Origin of the sequence: Sulfurimonas sp., from assembly GCF_029027405.1 — a bacterium.
GTDB lineage: Bacteria > Campylobacterota > Campylobacteria > Campylobacterales > Sulfurimonadaceae > Sulfurimonas.
Genome location: NZ_CP093396.1, coordinates 999,330 through 1,016,510, shown reverse-complemented (window position 1 = coordinate 1,016,510; position 17,181 = coordinate 999,330). Strand labels below are relative to the sequence as shown.

The following is a 17,181-nucleotide window of genomic DNA, read 5'->3' as shown; positions in this document are numbered from 1 at the left end:
TCTTTATATCTTAAGCTTATAAACTTTTACATGTGGATTTGTAAGAACTTGCTCAAAAAGATTTCTGTCATACTCTTCTAAAACCATAAGTTGAATATAAAGTGAATTATATGTTTGCTCATCTACAACTAAAAAAGTTTTATATGTCGACATATAAATTAAGCTTACTGGTGCATTGTAGTTTGTCATTGTTATATTTTTTTGTAACGTACCCCTTTTGTCATAGTAAGTTGTTACAATTCTTTTAACTCCAACCTTTTCTCCTCCTATATTTATAATACCTTGTGCTTTACTTAATGAAACTCCACTCCCAAGTTCGATAGTGTTTTGAGTTTCATTAAAATTTCTACTCATATAGAAAAATGGCTCTCTCTTTTGTTTTCCGTTCATCAGATTTAAATTTGAGAATACCTTTACAGTTGGATAGATGCCAAGCATCTTAAAAGGCAAAAACAAATAAATATCTCTTGTTTTTTTAGGTAATTTTATCTCTGTTGATAAAGAGGCTAAGAAATCATTTGTATCTTTAAAGCCATAGTCTTTTGTCATCTCTTCTATATTTGTTTTTAATCTTACTCGTTTTGATTCTTCTAGGTGTTTATTTTTTTCTCTAATATCAAAAGCTTTCTCTGTATATTCAACATCTAGTCTAGCCATTTTTGCAGCTTTATGCGAAGGATTAGTTAAAACATAACTAACAGGGAAATTCACACTTCCACTATGCTTCCCTCCATCTATTAAAGTTTTCACATCAGCGTAATATCGTATAGGGAAACCATAATCCCACCAAGAAACTACATAGTCTTCTCTATCGGCTATGATTTTTAACTTATTTAACACTTTCACCTCATCAACATTAAAAACTGTTGGAACTTTATACGCATCAATATGCTTATAATTCGGATACAAAATTGCTAAAGTAAAAGCAATAATACTTAAGTATTTTAACTTTTTTGTTGGCATTTTTACTGAGAGTTCTGTGATTAAAAAAGCTACTCCAAAAGCCATTAAAGGAACAGCATATATAGTAAATCTAAGACCACCTGTTAAAGCTAAAAAACCAAGCCCTATCATAGGAAGTCCTAAAATCATAATTCTATGTTTATAAACCAAGTATATATAACCAACAACAGATAAAAGGAGTGTAATAATATGCCCACTTATGCGATTAGCAAATCTTTCAAAAGAGATTTGTCCTGCTTCTCTAACCGTCTGCATAACAGAGTAAAAATGAAGATTTAGTCCATCTTTCGTAGCTACAATAGCATCTTTAAATACATAAGCTTTTAACTTACTCCAAATAGGATTAAAACCACCCGTAGTAAAAAATGCCACTACTGAGATAGCAAAAATAGGATAAATATATTTTTGAAATTTTTCTTGTTTAAAAGCATAAAATAAACCAATGACAATAGGAAAGCGTATAAAACCATCTATATTTAACATAGCAAACATCATAATTGCCAATAGTTTATAATTATAAAGATTTTTTCTATCCCATACCAAAGTATAAAGTAGTATCAAGCCAAAAAATGAGAATTCTAGAGCATAACTTTGTGGATACCACCATCTATATACTAAAATATCTAATGCTGTAATAAGAAGATATTTATTTTCATTTGTTTGAATTGCCAAAATGATAGACCAAAGTAAAAACATTGGAAGGACTACGTTTAACATGTCCGTATCATAATAACCAACCATTGTACGATTATAATAACTCCAAGCAATAGATGCTAAAAGAGCAGCTATAAAACCTAACTCTAAATTATCTATACTTTTGGCAATTAAGACAATTGGAATTACAACTAATGAACCCAAAACCACTGGCATGTAAAACATAATAGTCTCAAAAGAAAATGGAAATATATATGCAAAGAATGCTGTGAGAATAGAAGTAGCAGTAATAATTGGTGAAAGGTCATTATCTTGAGAAACTCCACTAAGTATGTCTCTAGCCCCCTCCGCCCAATAATATCCATCATTTGTATTTATCATAAACTGACCATTAAACATATATGGTTCATATCCACTAAACTGGTAAACCCAAATAAGGCGCATCGCTACTGAGAATGCTAATGCAATAAGTATATAACCTACTGTTAATTTTGTTTGTGATGATATATTATTCAATCTAAATCCTCTAATCTTTTTTCGTAAATATTAATTTCTTGTATTTTATCATGTTTTATGGCACCTTTTAAAAGTAAGTCATATTTTTTTAATAACTCTTTTTTTACTTGAATATTTGGTAATAATTTTTCAAGTGCTTTAACTCTAAACCTATCCATACCCCAAAACTTTATGCTAAGCTGGTCTTCATCTCCACCATATTTTGTAATAAGTTTCTTGTCAATAAGACCTATTTCATATTTAATAGAAACTCGTAACCATAAATCATAATCTTCACAAACTTCTAAGTCTTCATCAAACTCTCCAACATCATTTAATACATCCTTATGAATTAGTGTAGCAGAAGGAGCTATGACACAATGAGAAAGACACTCTTTAAAAATCTTTCCTCCATGTTTATGATATTTTATTGGGATTTTTACTTCTTTATTATTTCTTATCCATTTTTCATCTGTATAACTCATAAAAATATTTTGATTATTTTTGTGAAAGTATAGATGCTCTTGTAGTTTATTTTCATGCCACTCATCATCAGAATCCAAAAATGCCAACCATTCATATTTTGCATTTTTAATACCCAAGTTTCTAGCACTTGAAACTCCTGTATTTTTTTGATAAATATATTTTATATTTGGAAAATCTTGTGTTATTTGTGAAGTTGCATCTGTTGAACCATCATCAATAACTATAACTTCTTTTGGCTGATGAGTTTGAGCATATATAGATGCTAACGCTCTTTTTAAAACTTCATAGCGGTTATAGGTTGGAATGATAACCGTTACATTCATTTACCACTCTTTAATTTCATTATATAAACTATCTCTTTCAACAGGCATAAAACCACTATTTTTTATCTGTGCTACAAAATCTTCTAAGTTTACACCATTAGCACTAGCCGCTCCAGCCGCTGAGTTTATAGACTCTTTTTCTATCGTTCCATCTAGGTCATTTGCTCCAAATTCTTGTGCTAAAAGAGCAAGATTTACTGTACTTGTAACCCAATACGCTTTTATATTAGGTACATTATCTAAAACTAAACGGCTCACTGCCATAGTTTTTAAGATTTCATTTGCACTCATAAAATCTTTAACTTTTAAATAGTTGTTTTCTCTTTGATAAACTAGAGGTATAAAAGCATTAAAACCACCTGTTTTATCTTGAAGTTCTCGTATTCTCATCATATGGTCAATTCTATTTTCTCGACTTTCAACATGACCAAAAAGCATAGTTACATTTGACATTTTGCCTCTAGCATGCCATTTTTCATGTATCTCCAACCATTGAGCCGAAGTCACTTTACCCTTACATATAAAATCACGAACCTTCTCATCAAAGATTTCAGCACCACCACCAGGCATAGAGTCAACACCGTTTTCAACCATAAGGTCTAGTATTTCATCATAACTTTTGTCATATTCTCTTGCTAAAAAATCAACTTCAGCTGCTGTAAGCGCTTTAACATGAAGATGCGGATAAGCGGTTTTTATCTTTTTAAAAATCTCTAAGTACCACTCAAGTCCAGTATTTGGATTATGAGCAGAAACTATGTGAACTTCTTTTGCTCCACGACTCGCAACATCTTTGACAATCTCCATAATCTCATCATGAGTCATTGTGTATTGGTTCGGGTTTTTTCTAGTTGCCGAATACGCACAAAACTTACAAACATCAGCACAAACATTTGTAGGATTTATATGACGATTTATATTAAAGTAAGTTTTTTTACCATGAAGTTCTTTTCGTCTTTCATCTGCCATAACTCCAAGAGTAAAAAAATCCATCTCATATAGCTCAAGAGATTGCTCAAAGTTTAAACGATTCATTTATATAATCCTGTCACTTCCGCCATCTATGGCAACTTGAGCACCTGTTGTTTTAGCAAATGCCTTTCCAGCCATTGCACAAACTAACTCTGCTACATCATTAGAACGAATTTCAGTCTTTAAAACATTATTTGTTTTATATTCTTGGACACTCATTCCATAAGCTTTTGCACGATTGGCTAAAACTTCATCTGTCCAAATTGCAGTATCAAAAACAGCATGAGGATGCAGAGTATTTACTCTAACACCATATTCACCAAATTCAAGTGCCGCAATTCTTGCTAGTTGAGTTTGACCTGCTTTTGCAACAGAGTAAGCAGCCGCTCCTTTTCCTGGTGCTGGGAAGTTTTTAGATGCGACCATAATGATGCTAGCATCTATACCAAGTTTTAAAAATGGTGCTGTTTGTTTTATAAGTTTTTGATGGGAAGTTAGATTTATATTCATACTTTTTTCCCAATTTTCATCACTTAATGTATCAAGGTTTTCACTTGGAGTAAAAATACCTGCATTACTTACAACTATATCAATCCCTCCAAAACTTTTAACAGCAACTTCTATAGCATTTTTTATATCAGAACTTGAAGTTAAATCGCACTTCACACCTTTAGCATCAGCCTTATTAAATATCTGCTCTACCTCAGGATTTATATCAAGAACAACTACTGCCGCACCTTTAGCATTTAGCATCTGTGCAATAGAGCGACCAATACCACTAGCTCCACCAGTTACAAGTGCAACTTTTCCCCCAAATTCAAGAGAATTTCCACTCTTTTTTAGTTTAGCTTGTTCTAAGCTCCAATACTCAACTTCAAATATTTTTGCCGCACTTAAAGCTTTATATCCACCTAATTTCTCAGCCTTTAAAATTGCTTCAAACGAATGCTCATTTATATCTTTAATAATATTTGCTTCTTTTGCATTTTTACCAAAAGAGAGGCTTCCATTGTTTTTTAATATTGCAAAATTTGGAGCTGGATTTAAAAGAGTTTCATCAGTTTTATTTTCTTCAAAATACTTTTTATAATCCTCAACGAAATAAGCTAAATCAATCTTAGCACCATCTCTTAATATTACTGGAATTCTTTTTGTTCTTATAACATGATCAGGAGTTAAAGGACCCTGCGTTGCTATTTTTTCTATATCTTGTTTCGAGAAGTTTATCGCTTCATTTGAATCGTTTAATATAGAAATAGTTGCATGTTTTTTAAGTTTTGATACTTCTCGTCTTATATTTGCTAATTCTAAAATCCCAATAGTAGTTTTATCATCAGTTACATTTATAACTGCACCATTTTGAGCCAAATATTTCTCAGCCTTATCAACTAACTCTATGGTTTTTTCATAAGACTTTTGTGCGTTATCGTTAAAAGTAAAAAGACCATGATTCATAAGAACCATACCTTCTAACTGAGACCAATCAACATCTCTAGTCATATCATAAATCAATTTTGCAAGAACGAACCCTGGCATAATATAAGGAATAATTAGAACTTTATCTCCATAAAGTTCTTTTATTTTATCTTCGCCACCTTTTGTATTTGTAATAGTCACAACAGCGTCTGTATGAGTATGGTCAACAAATTTAAAAGGGATAATAGCATGAAGAATAGCTTCAACAGAAGGGTTTGGAGCAGATGGGTTTGTCATAGCAAGTCTTTGATACTTAACCATATCTGGGTCGTTTAACTCTTCTAATTTCGCCATTTTAAGTAACATTTCCATCTTAACAGGAGCAAAACCTTCAGCTTCAATAGTTGCTAAATCCCAACCACTTCCCTTTACATAAAGTATCTCTTCTTCATCACCAAAAAGATTTATAGCAGTCGATTTCACAGAAGTATTTCCACCACCATGTAAAACTAAAGAGCTATCTTGTCCTAAAAGTCTTGATGTATAAACTCTTAAATCTAAATCTGTTTTGTACTTTTTTGCTTCGTTATTATTCCATAAACTTTTCATAATTATGCCTTCTTAAATTTTTTATTTATCTCACTAAAGTTTGCTTTACAAACTCCTTTGTCCGTTATAAGTCCAGTTATAAGTCTTGCTGGTGTAACATCAAACCCATAATTTATTGCAGGTGAATCTTTTGGAGTGATTAAAACTTCTCTTACAACTCCAGAAGCATCTATACCTTTCATATACTTAACTTCATCTTCACTTCTTAGCTCTATAGGAATCTCTTTCATTCCATCTCTTATATCAAAGTCAAAGGTAGATGCTGGGATAGCTACATAAAAAGGAACGCCATTATCTTTTGCAGCAAGTGCCTTTAAATATGTTCCTATTTTATTTGCCACATCGCCATTTGCACTTACTCTATCAGCACCTGTGATAACCATATCAACTTCACCTATTTGCATAAGATGTCCACCTGTATTATCTGCAATAATTGTATGATTAACTTTACTTTGAGTTAGCTCCCAAGCAGTTAAAGATGCTCCTTGATTTCTAGGTCTTGTTTCATCTACCCAAACATGAACATCTATCCCTCTTTTTTGTGCTTCATATATTGGAGCTAAAGCAGTTCCTTCATCTATGACTGCTAACCAACCAGCATTGCAGTGAGTCAAAATATTTATCTTAGTTTTACTTTTTTTCTTTAAAATTTCTTCAATTATGTCAGCACCATGTTTTGCGATATTTTGACTTTCTTTTGCTTCTTCATCATTGAGTTCTATGGCATATTTTTTAGCATCTGCAACTAAGTTAGTTGAATTTTTTAAAAGCTCCATCATCTTATCAACTGCCCACATAAGGTTTACTGCCGTTGGTCGAGAATCTCTAATGAGTTTTGCTTTTTCTTTTAACTTTTCATAGCCCAAATTTTCCACTTCCATAGATGCAGTATAGATGCCAAAAGCTGCAACACTTCCTATAACCCCAGCACCACGAACTGTCATATTTTTTATCGCTTCAACAATTCCATCAGTAGTTTTTAAAACTTTTGTTACATATTCAAAGGGAAGTTTTCTCTGGTCGATAACTTCTAAAAAGTTATCATCATTTAGCCATAAGGCTCTATATTTACCCTGCAATTATTATCTCCAATATATCTTCAATACTATCTATTTTTTCATATTTGATAACAAATTCTCTAGCTATTTTTAAAACTAAAGCCTCAGCATCTAAGCGTAATTTTTGATTTTCTATACCTCGAATCTCAGCAACACCAGCAACACCAAAAACTCGTCTTGCCATCTTACAACCTGCAAAGCCTACGCTATCTCTTAGTATCTCTTTTAAAAACTTTTCTCTATATTTTGAGGCTGTATTAGCATCTATGTATCCATCTATAAGTAAAGCAGAATCACTCTGAACTTCCCATAGTTTCAAAAATTTCTTATTAAAAAGTTCTAAAACTTCTTTTATCATTTGAAGAAGGTATTTTTTAAAATCCTCATCTTTTGTTACAACACTATGACGAATATAGTTATTTACAAGATTTGCCAAAAGTGCACCAATATCAAAACCAAAAGGTCCAACAAAAGCAAACTCTGGGTCTATTACAAATGTTTCTTTATCATTTAACATCACCGAACCAGTATGTAAATCTCCATGAATCAAAGCATCTGAAGCTGTCATAAACTTGTACTTTAAATCTAATACTTTTACCTTAAACTCCATGTCTAAAAAAAGTTTTTTTGCTAGTGGATTGTTTTTTACATTCTCTTCATCATTAGTTTCATTTTGCATAAAAGCAAAAGTAAATACAAAATCTTCTGTAAGTTTGCAAAGCTCACTGTTTGCATTAAACTCATATACAAGTTCTCTTTTTTGCGTTGAGTCTAAACAAAGAGATGAAGTTTTAAAAAGTGTGTTTGCTAAGTAGGTAGAAATATGCTCACTAAAATTTGGATATTTAACTCTTGATGTAAGTCCATCTCTTAAGATGCTATGAGAATCAAGAAACTCCATCACTACGATGGACATATCTTCACTTGCATGGTAAATTTTAGGAATAACACTAGTTACAATATTTTTAAATTTTAAAAGTGCTCTTATTTCAAAAGTCATTCTTTGGCGTGAAAGAGCAAACTCTTCACCTACGCATCTAAGGTAAGGAACAGCCTGTTTAACTATAAGTGCTTTTTTTGGGTTTGAGATTGAACTAACGAGATAGACATAATTTAAGTTGCCATTTCCTATCTCTTTTGCTTCTAAATCATCACCACAAAAGTAGTCCATAACCTCATCAACATCTTTTAGATACGATATAACACTTTTTACATCTAACTCTTTATACTCCATCTCTATCTCCCAAGAATTACTTTAGTTTTTTAAATAACTCCAAAGAATCTAGCTTTTCCCAAGGATAATCACTTTGACCAACTTGACCACGAGCAGCTACATCTGCATAAAGAAAAGTTTCTTTGCTTGGTTTATCAAGAGCAAATTTTTCTGTAATCCAGTTTGGAGTTAATGAAAAATTTTCACTTACAAAAGTTGATAATTTATCATCGTCTATGCCTTCACAAACTGTTCCGTAAGTATCAACAGAAACAGAAGTAGGTTTAGCAACACCTATCGCATAAGAAAGTTGAACTGAACACTTTTTAGCAAATCCAGAAGCAACAATATGTTTGGCAACCCATCTAGCTGCATAAAGTCCACTTCTATCAACTTTTGTATAATCTTTTGAAGATTGAGCTCCGCCACCTATTGGAGAGTAACCACCAAAACTATCAACTATAAGTTTTCTACCAGTTAATCCACTATCATGAAGTGGAGAGTGACTTACATATCTTCCAGTTGGATTCAAGTGAACTATTGTTGTTTTAGGATCATAAAGTTCTGTTGGAAGCCCAGAGTCATCTATGAGACCTTGAAGAAGTTCTCTAACCTCTGCTATATCCATATTTTCATTTGAAGGAGCAGAAACAACAATAGTGTGTATTGATTGCGGTTTACAATTTTCAAAATTTTCTTTATTCCCATAGTCAAGTGTAACTTGTGTTTTTATGTCAACTCCAAGTTTATGATTATGTTTTAGTGCGTAGTGATAAACTTTATCAGATAAAATTCTTGCATAAGTAATAGCCGCTGGCATATAATCAGCCGTTTCATTTGAAGCATAACCGAACATGATTCCTTGATCGCCTGCACCAGTTTCGCCGTCTTCTTGGTCAACACCTTGGTTAATATCTGGAGATTGAGAGTTAAGTAAGATTTGAACTTTTACATCCTCAGGGTAAAGACATTGCTCTCTTGTAAAAGCACTTTTTCCATCATAACCAATGTTTATAAGAGCATCTTTAACGATTTGCTCATAATCTGCATCACTAAAATTAGCTTTTGAAGTAACTTCTCCACCAACTATTACATGTTTTCCAGCTACAAAAACTTCACTAGCAACTCTACTTTTAGAATCTTTAATAATTAGTGCATCGACTATGCTGTCAGATATGATATCTGCACACTTATCTGGGTGACCTGGGGCTACTACTTCACTTGTGAATAAATACATTTTTTTTCCTAAATTGTTATCAGTTAAAAGAGATGTCTCTCTTAAAACTAGTTTGAAAAACTACCTTTAATTTTGACTATAAGCCAGGTGCCTTCCACATTGAAGTCGTGATATTATCATCAACTAACTTTAGTTGCGCTTCATAAGCTTTACTAAACTTTTTTTTTATCTCATCATACAGTTTTTTATTTTCTTTATTTGGTTCATAAGTTTTATCCCAAACAACCAAGTCTTTGGCGGCTTGTGTTATTGACTCATATATGCCTGCACCCACACCTGCCGCCATTGCAGCTCCTAGTGCAGTTGCTTCTGTTACTTTAGGTATTTGAACTTGACAGCCTGTTACATCTGCCAGTATTTGCGACCATAAAGCACCTTTAGATGCCCCTCCGGCAAAAACTATTTTCTCTATCTCTATATTTGTAAATTCTTTAATTTTTTCTAAATTTATTGCACTTACAATACAAGCATTTTCTTGTAAACTTCTAAACATTGAAGCACGATTACAGATGCTAGCATCTAGACTAAGGTTTAAAAAACTTGGAGCTGCGTGATACCATTTTCCATACTTCATAGCATCTGAAAATATTGGTAAAATTCCATAAGACCCAACAGGAACTTTTGCTGCTTTTTCTTCCAAAACAGAGTAAGCATCTATGCCTCGTTCTTGCGCTTCTTGTTTTTCCATCTCACAAAAAGCATCTCTAAACCATCTCATAACTAAACCACTAAAAAAAGTTATACCTTCTGCTTGTGATTGATTTTTTACAACATGAGGGTTTACTCTTATACCCATATCTGATGGAGGAGGAGTAGAGCTAGGAATATTTACAACTTGTTGCCAAAATGAACCACCTAAAACTGCTACTTGACCTAACTCGACAACGCCTAGTCCAGCACTTCCAAGTTGAACATCTCCACCACCCATAACTACTTTAGTTTTTCTTGATAATCCTGTTAATTTAGAAGCTTGTTCACTCACACTTCCCATCAAAGTTCCAACTTCTAAAACTGGAGGAAAGATATCATTTTTTATTCCAACTTTTGTAGCCATATCACTTACCCAGTCACGGTTTTCTAGAGAAAAAATTCCTGTCGTTCCACCATTACTTGGATCAGTTGCAATAACTCCGCTTAACTTTGCTAAAATCCAATCTCCAATCATAGAGATATTTGCTACTTTTTCATAAACTTTAGGTTTATTATTTTTAAGCCACATAATTCTAGGTAAAGCACCTAGAGCAAAAGTTTGTCCTGATAAATTGTAAAACTCTTGTTCTACGCCAGAAAATGTCTCTTTTAAATATTTAACTTCTTTGTCAGCTCTTGCATCTACATTTGCAACTGCCCAAAGCTCATTTCCATTTTCATCATAAAGAACAATACCTTCTCGCATACTTGTGGCACTTAGGGCAACTATATCTTCACTTTTTATCTTGGCATCTAAAATTGCATTTTTTATACACCAAACTACTAATTCAAAGTTTTTATCAAAATCAAAACTCATAGAGTTTGGCACGCCCTCTTCTTCTAAGTGAGTCCACTCTTTTTGAGCTACACTAATTTGATTTCCCACTGTATCAAAGATAACTGCTCGAACACTTCCTGTTCCAGCATCTATTGCCATTAAGTAGCTCAAAACTTATCCTAATATTTCTAGTTCATCACTATATTTTTTATCACAATATGGCTCAAAAGAAGATTTGTAAGTCGCATAATGCTCTGTACTTTTATGTCCATCAAGAGCAGCTTCATCTCTCCATGACTCAACAGCCATAAATTTTTTAGGATTATTTTCATATACAAAAATATCGTAAAAAATACATCCATCTTCTACTTTACTGGGTGCTACCATCGCTGTTAAAAGCTCCTTCATCTTAGATTCACTACCTTCTTTTGCTATAAATGTTACTCTTTTTGTTATTGTTGACATTCTTTAAATTCCTTAATTATATTTTTAGATATTATATCTCTTATAATGCAATTAAGTCAACAAGTGTTACCACTTGTTACTCTTTAATAATATAAAATAAACATCTATATCTTACCATGCACTAAATAAAACTAAAATATACTAATATTGATTATTACAAAAAAAGGAAATAATAATGAGTAGTATAAAAAAAGTAATTTTAGGTCTGTTTTTAGTTCTTTTCATAACTGGATGTATGGAAGCAACAGAAGATGAAACTATAAACGGATATAAACTTCCTCCCCAACCAGATGAAACTTTAAACAACTCTACACTTCTTGGAATAGACAGTAATAACAATGGGGTTAGGGATGATGTGGAGATATGGGTTATAAAAAAATATGCAAAAGCAGATTACCCTAAAATCAAAACAGGAATTGCAATGCAATGGGGAGCAACTGCACAACAGGTTATACAAAACCCGCAAACTGCTTATGCAGATAAAAAGTATATGCTTATAAATCGTGCTCAGGATTGTGAAAGTTATGCTTATTATCAAAAATTGAAAAAAGTTGGTCATTACAGTATAGATAACGATATTTTTAATGAGGAATATGTAGATAAAGTATTTAATACAAAAGAGCGTATAAAAGCATATTATCTTTTTAATGCAAATTTAGCAGGTCATATGTATGGAGCTACTATGAGTCACCCTTCAAAATGTGATTTTGATATAGATGCGATTAAAGAGTAGAAGATGAAAAAATTATTTTTTACAACACTGAAGGTATGGAAGATATCTACGACAAGATGATAAAGATGATAGCATCTATACCTTCACAGCTTACAGAGCTTATAATCATCGAGCATATGACAGGTTTAGAAAAACCTCATTGACATATCTAGTGTAGAGTGTTACCACTTGTTACTCTGTTAATAATATAAGATAAACATTTATATCTTAATGCACTAAATAAAACTAAAAGATACTATTATCAATTATTGCAAAAAAAAGGAAATAATCATGAGTAGTATAAAAAAAGTAATTTTAGGTCTGTTTTTAGTTCTTTTTATAACTGGATGTATGGACGCAACAGAAGATGAAACTATAAACGGATATAAACTTCCTCCCCAACCAGATGAAGCTCTTAATAACTCTACACTGCTTGGAATAGACTCTAATGATAATGGTGTTAGAGATGATGTGGAGATATTTATAGTAAAAAAATATGCAACAGATCATAAGATTGTAACTGAGATAGGTTTTCAGCTTGCTAGTGCATATCAGCAGATTTTAGATAATCCTTTGGATACTGAAGCTAATCATGCCGCTCTTGATGCTGCTTCTGATTGTAATTTTTATTTTAATTTTTATGCTAAATATTATGGTGATCCAGTTTTGCTAGATAGCTATCTAGGTAAAGACTTTAAGAATTTACAATTAAATAGAAAGTCAAGAGTTAAAGCTTATCTAGAATATGACGCAGAGCTTAGCGGTGGAGTGTATGAGTCTACTAAGTCAGATAAGCTTAAAGAAAAGTGTAACTTCGATGTTGCATCTTTACTTGGAGGCAACTAATGAAAAAGTATATGATTTTAATCTTTTTATTGTTTGTTTCATTGTCTCTTCAAGCGAATACACCCAAGATAAATGAGTGTATTAATGATATATATTTTGCTAATAGCATTATGACAAGTGAAGAAGATGCAAAATATAAATTAAGATTGATTGAAAAAAATATTCTCTTAGAAAAATATGATGGTAATGTAACAAAGATGAAAAAAGAACTAAACTTTAAAACATCATACAACCAAACTCATGGATATTATGGAGATATATATGATACATATATGCTTCTGTCTCTTGAAGAAGATGGCTGGGATACTTATACAACAATTATGAAGTTAGTTCTAACAAGAGGACTTAGTAAAGCAACTAATCTTGCTGGAAAAATAGCAAAATTATCAAAAAAAGAAAAAGAACTATTTGATAAAATTGTAGATGATTTAGGAGGTACAAACTATCTTGATATATATAGTGTTGATAGAAGTATTGATTTATCTAAACAAATTAATGATTACAAAAAGAGTATTAGACTAGGGCATGGTATTATAATCGTTGCACATGGGAAAGGTGATATCTTTACGGCTAAAGCATATGAAGATATGTTAAAGCCAGAAGGAAATAGAGATAATGCATGGTTAGAAGATTATATAAGTTGGATGAGTGTAGGCTCGCCAACAAGAGAAGCTAGAGGGTTCCACCCATATATAAATTTTGATAATGATAAAGTGGCAGATCAAGGTACATTAGATGCAACAACAAATCCAAATAGATCATACATGCTTAATGCTGTTAATGAATATACTGAAAATAGTTCTGATATGCAGTTTCATGCATTTGATTATTATATGGGTCAAAATATATCATTTGAAGATGGATACGGACGAAGAGACATATCTACAGATATAGGTAAAAAAGTGATTATGGACTTTTTAAGTAGTTCTATTAAAAAACATAAAAATGCATCCTCACAATGGGCAACAGACCAAGAAATAGAAAAAGGTACAAAAAATTATCGTATAACTGTAAAACATTTACATGATCCTAATGTAGTTATGAGTGAAGATGTCTATCCATTTGCAGTAGCTAAAAAACTCTATCATGTTACAGACAACACAGGTGGAAACGGTTGGGTAAAAGCTAGTTGTGGAGGTAGTGAAGTTTTTGATGATTGGACAGATAAAACAGAGAATGAATTTTATAAACTAGAAGGAACTGACCCTGTAGAGTATATAGAATCTGATTGTGATATATCACAAATACCAACTCCCAAAAGAGGAGTAGTAAATGTCCAACTAACTTGGAGTGATAGTAATACAGATATGAACCTGGAAGTAGATATGCCCTTTGGAAGCAAAGATATAGAAAATGTATGCCTTCCTATAGAACACTTTAGTGTGCTTAAGCAAGAAGATGTAGAAGTAGGAGTATATAAAGTATTTGTAAGAAACACTCAAGGTTTTACCCCAAGTACAATCCCACAAGAAGTTCACTTAGCTATAGATACACCATCTAGTGCAGTAACATTTGATTTTAATATTACTGCAGTAGATATGTTAAACCTAGGACATGTGGCAGATATAGTAATTTCTGAAAAAAAAGAGGTTACATTTGTTTCAAAAAGAACAAGCAACCCTCCTAAAGTAACTCACTATGCAAGAGATGATGGAAGTAGTAGAAGTTACACTACTTATATCCAACAATATGTGTACAAAATAATCTCAAGACTAAAACAAGGATTACTAGGACCTTTAAGTAATGCAGAAGTAAATATATATGATGCTAACAATACAGATGACTCTCTGTATACCACAAGAACCACAGGAGGAAATAGTGCACTAACCGCAGGAGTTATCCACTTTCCAAGTGATGTACTAAATACCCTAAAAGATGATAAGTATTATGTAGTATCTATATTTGGAGGAGATGATATAGATGTTAATGATGATGGAGTGGTAGATGCAAGCTCTACTCCAAATGGTGGAACTATAAGAGCTATCATAAAAGGTAACAAACTAAAAAGAGATAACTTTAAAGTAAATATCCTAAGTGAAGCCATATACCAACTTTCAAAAGATATTTTAAATCAAGATACAACAAGCATATCTCAAAGAATAGAAAATCTCACAAAAAGACTTCTTCTTAAAGATATAGATGGTAACAATATAATAAATTATGAAGATATACTCTATTGGTTACCTATGTACAATAAAAATAAACTACTCAAAGATTATAATTCAAACTATGAACCAGTAGTCCAAAAGATATATAAAGATGAAGATATATATGATGATGTATATGCAATAGCTTATGAAATATTCCTAAACCCACAAACTTTACATGTAAAAGAAAACTCAATCAAAGATACCATCGTAGGAGAAATACATGTAGCCCTCCTTGAAAATAATGCAACTTTTAGTATACAAGGAGATGGAAGTAATAAGTTTAGCATAGATGATGAAGGTGTTGTAAGAGTAGAAAAGGGAGTAGTTTTAGATTATGAGAGTAAAAATATATATGATTTTAACCTAAGTGTTACAACAGATACCCAAACACTTTCAGTAACATTGAGAATAAAAATAGACAATGAATTAGATGCACCAGAACTCTCAGGCTCTGCAAGTTACATAGATGAAAATAGTGAAGAAGACACTTATGTAGGAAAACTACATGTAAACAAAGGACTAAGTGAAATAATAACAATAGAACTCCAAGGAGATGGAAATGAAAACTTTAAAATAAATAACATAGGAGTCATCTCAGTAACTAAAGATGCCCTTCTTGATTATGAGAGTAAAAGAGTTTATGACTTTAAAGTAGTAGCAAGCAATGAGCAAGGAAAAAGTCTACCTACAAGTGTGTATGTGTATCTTAATAATCTTTTAGATGCCCCAACGCTTCAACCTATAAGTTTAAAAACAAAAGAAAATAGCTCAATAGGTACACAAATTGGAACTTTAAGCATGACTAGTGAGGGAGATATAGAGTCCATAAGTTTAAGTGGAGAAGGAAATGAAGACTTTAGTGTAGATCTAAATGGTACTATTAGCGTAGCAAAAACATTAAATTACTCAACAAAAAGTAACTATGCTTTACAAGCTGTTGCAACAAATGCTTATGGAAGTAGTAAAAGTGTTAGTGTATCTATAAAAATAATAGGTACTATTAAACCTTTTTTACTTGGTAGTTACACTTCTAGTTATGCTAATGGTGTAACCCTCTCAAAAGATGGAACTGTAGCGTTTGTGACAGATGGCGGGTATGGTTTACAAATTATAGATGTTTCAAACCCAAGGTCTCCTTTACGCTTAGTTCGTTACCGTACTCCTGGTAGGACTCAAGGTGTAACTCTCTCAAAAGATGGAACAGTAGCGTTTGTGCTAGATGAGAGTACTGGTTTAGAAATCATAGATGTTTCAAACCCAAGGTCTCCTTTTTACTTAGTTCGTTACGATACTCCTGGTGAGGCACGAGGTGTAACCCTCTCAAAAGATGGAACTGTAGCGTTTGTGGCAGATGGCGGATATGGTTTACAAATCATAGATGTTACAAACCCAAGTTCTCCTTTACTCTTAGGTAGTTACGATATTCCTTATTATGTTACAGATGTAACCCTCTCAAAAGATGGAACTGCAGCGTTTGTGGTAGCAGGCTCTCGTGGTTTACAAATCATAGATGTTTCAAACCCAAGGTCTCCTTCACTCTTAGGTAGTTACGATACTCCTGGTCATGCTTTAGGTGTAACCCTCTCAAAAGATGGAACTGTAGCGTTTGTGGCAGATTATAATAGTTTACAAATCATAGATGTTTCAAAACCAAGTTCTCCTGCACTCTTAGGTAGTTACGATACTCCTGGTGAGGCACGAGGTGTAACCCTCTCAAAAGATGGAACTGTAGCATTTGTGGTAGATGGCCCTAGTGGTTTACAAATCATAGATGTTTCAAACACAAGTTCTCCTTCACTCTTAGGTAGTTACGATACTCCTGGTCATGCTTGGAATGTAACCCTCTCAAAAGATGGAACTGTAGCGTTTGTGGCAGATGGGGATAGTTTACAAATCATAGATGTTTCATTTTCGATTAAATGATAGAGTCTTTTACATGTAGGGATGTTCCTTGCATGTAAAGATTAGCAGGGTCAGGTATTTATTATAAATACGACCTTTTACTCAATCCACGATGTAAACTAATCATATTTTTACCCTCCAAGAAGGTATGGAAGATATCTTCCATGCCTCCACAACTTACAGAGCTTATAATCATAGAACATAAACATCTA

12 protein-coding genes are annotated in these 17,181 nt (G+C 32.6%); 3 read left to right on the top strand and 9 right to left on the bottom strand.

What is annotated here, in order from left to right:
* Positions 1–3: 3 nt before the first annotated feature.
* The 9 genes from MOV42_RS04675 to MOV42_RS04635 form a co-directional block, all read right to left on the bottom strand.
* The gene (locus tag MOV42_RS04675; protein ID WP_324172627.1) at positions 4–2,133 is read right to left on the bottom strand and encodes an STT3 domain-containing protein; all 2,130 of its coding nucleotides are present in this window, start codon (positions 2,131–2,133) and stop codon (positions 4–6) included.
* Positions 2,130–2,921: a glycosyltransferase family A protein gene (locus tag MOV42_RS04670; RefSeq protein WP_324172626.1), complete on the bottom strand. Its 792-nt coding sequence runs from the start codon at positions 2,919–2,921 to the stop codon at positions 2,130–2,132. Before MOV42_RS04670 ends, MOV42_RS04675 begins: the two co-directional genes overlap by 4 nt.
* Positions 2,922–3,956: an aminofutalosine synthase MqnE gene (gene mqnE / locus MOV42_RS04665; RefSeq protein WP_324172625.1), complete on the bottom strand. Its 1,035-nt coding sequence runs from the start codon at positions 3,954–3,956 to the stop codon at positions 2,922–2,924. It abuts the gene before it with no gap.
* The gene (locus tag MOV42_RS04660) at positions 3,957–5,918 is read right to left on the bottom strand and encodes a bifunctional aldolase/short-chain dehydrogenase (RefSeq protein ID WP_324172624.1); all 1,962 of its coding nucleotides are present in this window, start codon (positions 5,916–5,918) and stop codon (positions 3,957–3,959) included.
* Between the two features lie 2 nt (positions 5,919–5,920).
* Positions 5,921–6,997, bottom strand: coding sequence for an S-methyl-5-thioribose-1-phosphate isomerase (mtnA, locus tag MOV42_RS04655; RefSeq protein ID WP_324172623.1), 1,077 nt, complete (start codon positions 6,995–6,997; stop codon positions 5,921–5,923).
* Positions 6,987–8,210: an S-methyl-5-thioribose kinase gene (gene mtnK / locus MOV42_RS04650; protein ID WP_324172622.1), complete on the bottom strand. Its 1,224-nt coding sequence runs from the start codon at positions 8,208–8,210 to the stop codon at positions 6,987–6,989. The genes mtnA and mtnK overlap by 11 nt, the downstream gene beginning before the upstream one ends.
* 16 nt (positions 8,211–8,226) lie before the next feature.
* Entirely contained in the window at positions 8,227–9,426 is a 1,200-nt protein-coding gene (metK, locus tag MOV42_RS04645) for a methionine adenosyltransferase (RefSeq protein WP_324172621.1), read from the bottom strand.
* Between the two features lie 76 nt (positions 9,427–9,502).
* Entirely contained in the window at positions 9,503–11,065 is a 1,563-nt protein-coding gene (gene lsrK / locus MOV42_RS04640) for an autoinducer-2 kinase (protein WP_324172620.1), read from the bottom strand.
* Positions 11,066–11,068: 3 nt separating this feature from the next.
* Complete coding sequence (locus MOV42_RS04635; protein WP_324172619.1) at positions 11,069–11,359, bottom strand: putative quinol monooxygenase; 291 nt, start codon at positions 11,357–11,359, stop codon at positions 11,069–11,071.
* Between the two features lie 175 nt (positions 11,360–11,534).
* On the opposite strand from MOV42_RS04635, the gene MOV42_RS04630 reads away from it, so the two are divergent.
* The 3 genes from MOV42_RS04630 to MOV42_RS04620 all read left to right on the top strand — a co-directional run bounded on the left by MOV42_RS04630 (position 11,535) and on the right by MOV42_RS04620 (position 16,990).
* Positions 11,535–12,092 carry a hypothetical protein gene (locus MOV42_RS04630; protein ID WP_324172618.1) on the top strand — a complete coding sequence of 186 codons (558 nt, stop codon included), beginning with the start codon at positions 11,535–11,537 and terminating at the stop codon, positions 12,090–12,092.
* A gap of 270 nt (positions 12,093–12,362) precedes the next feature.
* Positions 12,363–12,917 (top strand): hypothetical protein, encoded by a 555-nt coding sequence (locus MOV42_RS04625; RefSeq protein WP_324172617.1) that lies wholly within the window; start codon positions 12,363–12,365, stop codon positions 12,915–12,917.
* Positions 12,917–16,990: a hypothetical protein gene (locus MOV42_RS04620; protein WP_324172616.1), complete on the top strand. Its 4,074-nt coding sequence runs from the start codon at positions 12,917–12,919 to the stop codon at positions 16,988–16,990. The genes MOV42_RS04625 and MOV42_RS04620 overlap by 1 nt, the downstream gene beginning before the upstream one ends.
* Positions 16,991–17,181: the final 191 nt, after the last annotated feature.

Coding starts and splice junctions, on each gene's coding strand:
- MOV42_RS04625 (WP_324172617.1), top strand. CDS start 12,363: ATGAGTAGTATAAAAAAAGTAATTTTAGGTCTGTTTTTAGTTCTTTTT.
- MOV42_RS04630 (WP_324172618.1), top strand. CDS start 11,535: ATGAGTAGTATAAAAAAAGTAATTTTAGGTCTGTTTTTAGTTCTTTTC.
- mtnK (WP_324172622.1), bottom strand. CDS start 8,210: ATGGAGTATAAAGAGTTAGATGTAAAAAGTGTTATATCGTATCTAAAA.
- metK (WP_324172621.1), bottom strand. CDS start 9,426: ATGTATTTATTCACAAGTGAAGTAGTAGCCCCAGGTCACCCAGATAAG.
- MOV42_RS04670 (WP_324172626.1), bottom strand. CDS start 2,921: ATGAATGTAACGGTTATCATTCCAACCTATAACCGCTATGAAGTTTTA.
- MOV42_RS04660 (WP_324172624.1), bottom strand. CDS start 5,918: ATGAAAAGTTTATGGAATAATAACGAAGCAAAAAAGTACAAAACAGAT.
- MOV42_RS04635 (WP_324172619.1), bottom strand. CDS start 11,359: ATGTCAACAATAACAAAAAGAGTAACATTTATAGCAAAAGAAGGTAGT.
- MOV42_RS04620 (WP_324172616.1), top strand. CDS start 12,917: ATGAAAAAGTATATGATTTTAATCTTTTTATTGTTTGTTTCATTGTCT.
- mqnE (WP_324172625.1), bottom strand. CDS start 3,956: ATGAATCGTTTAAACTTTGAGCAATCTCTTGAGCTATATGAGATGGAT.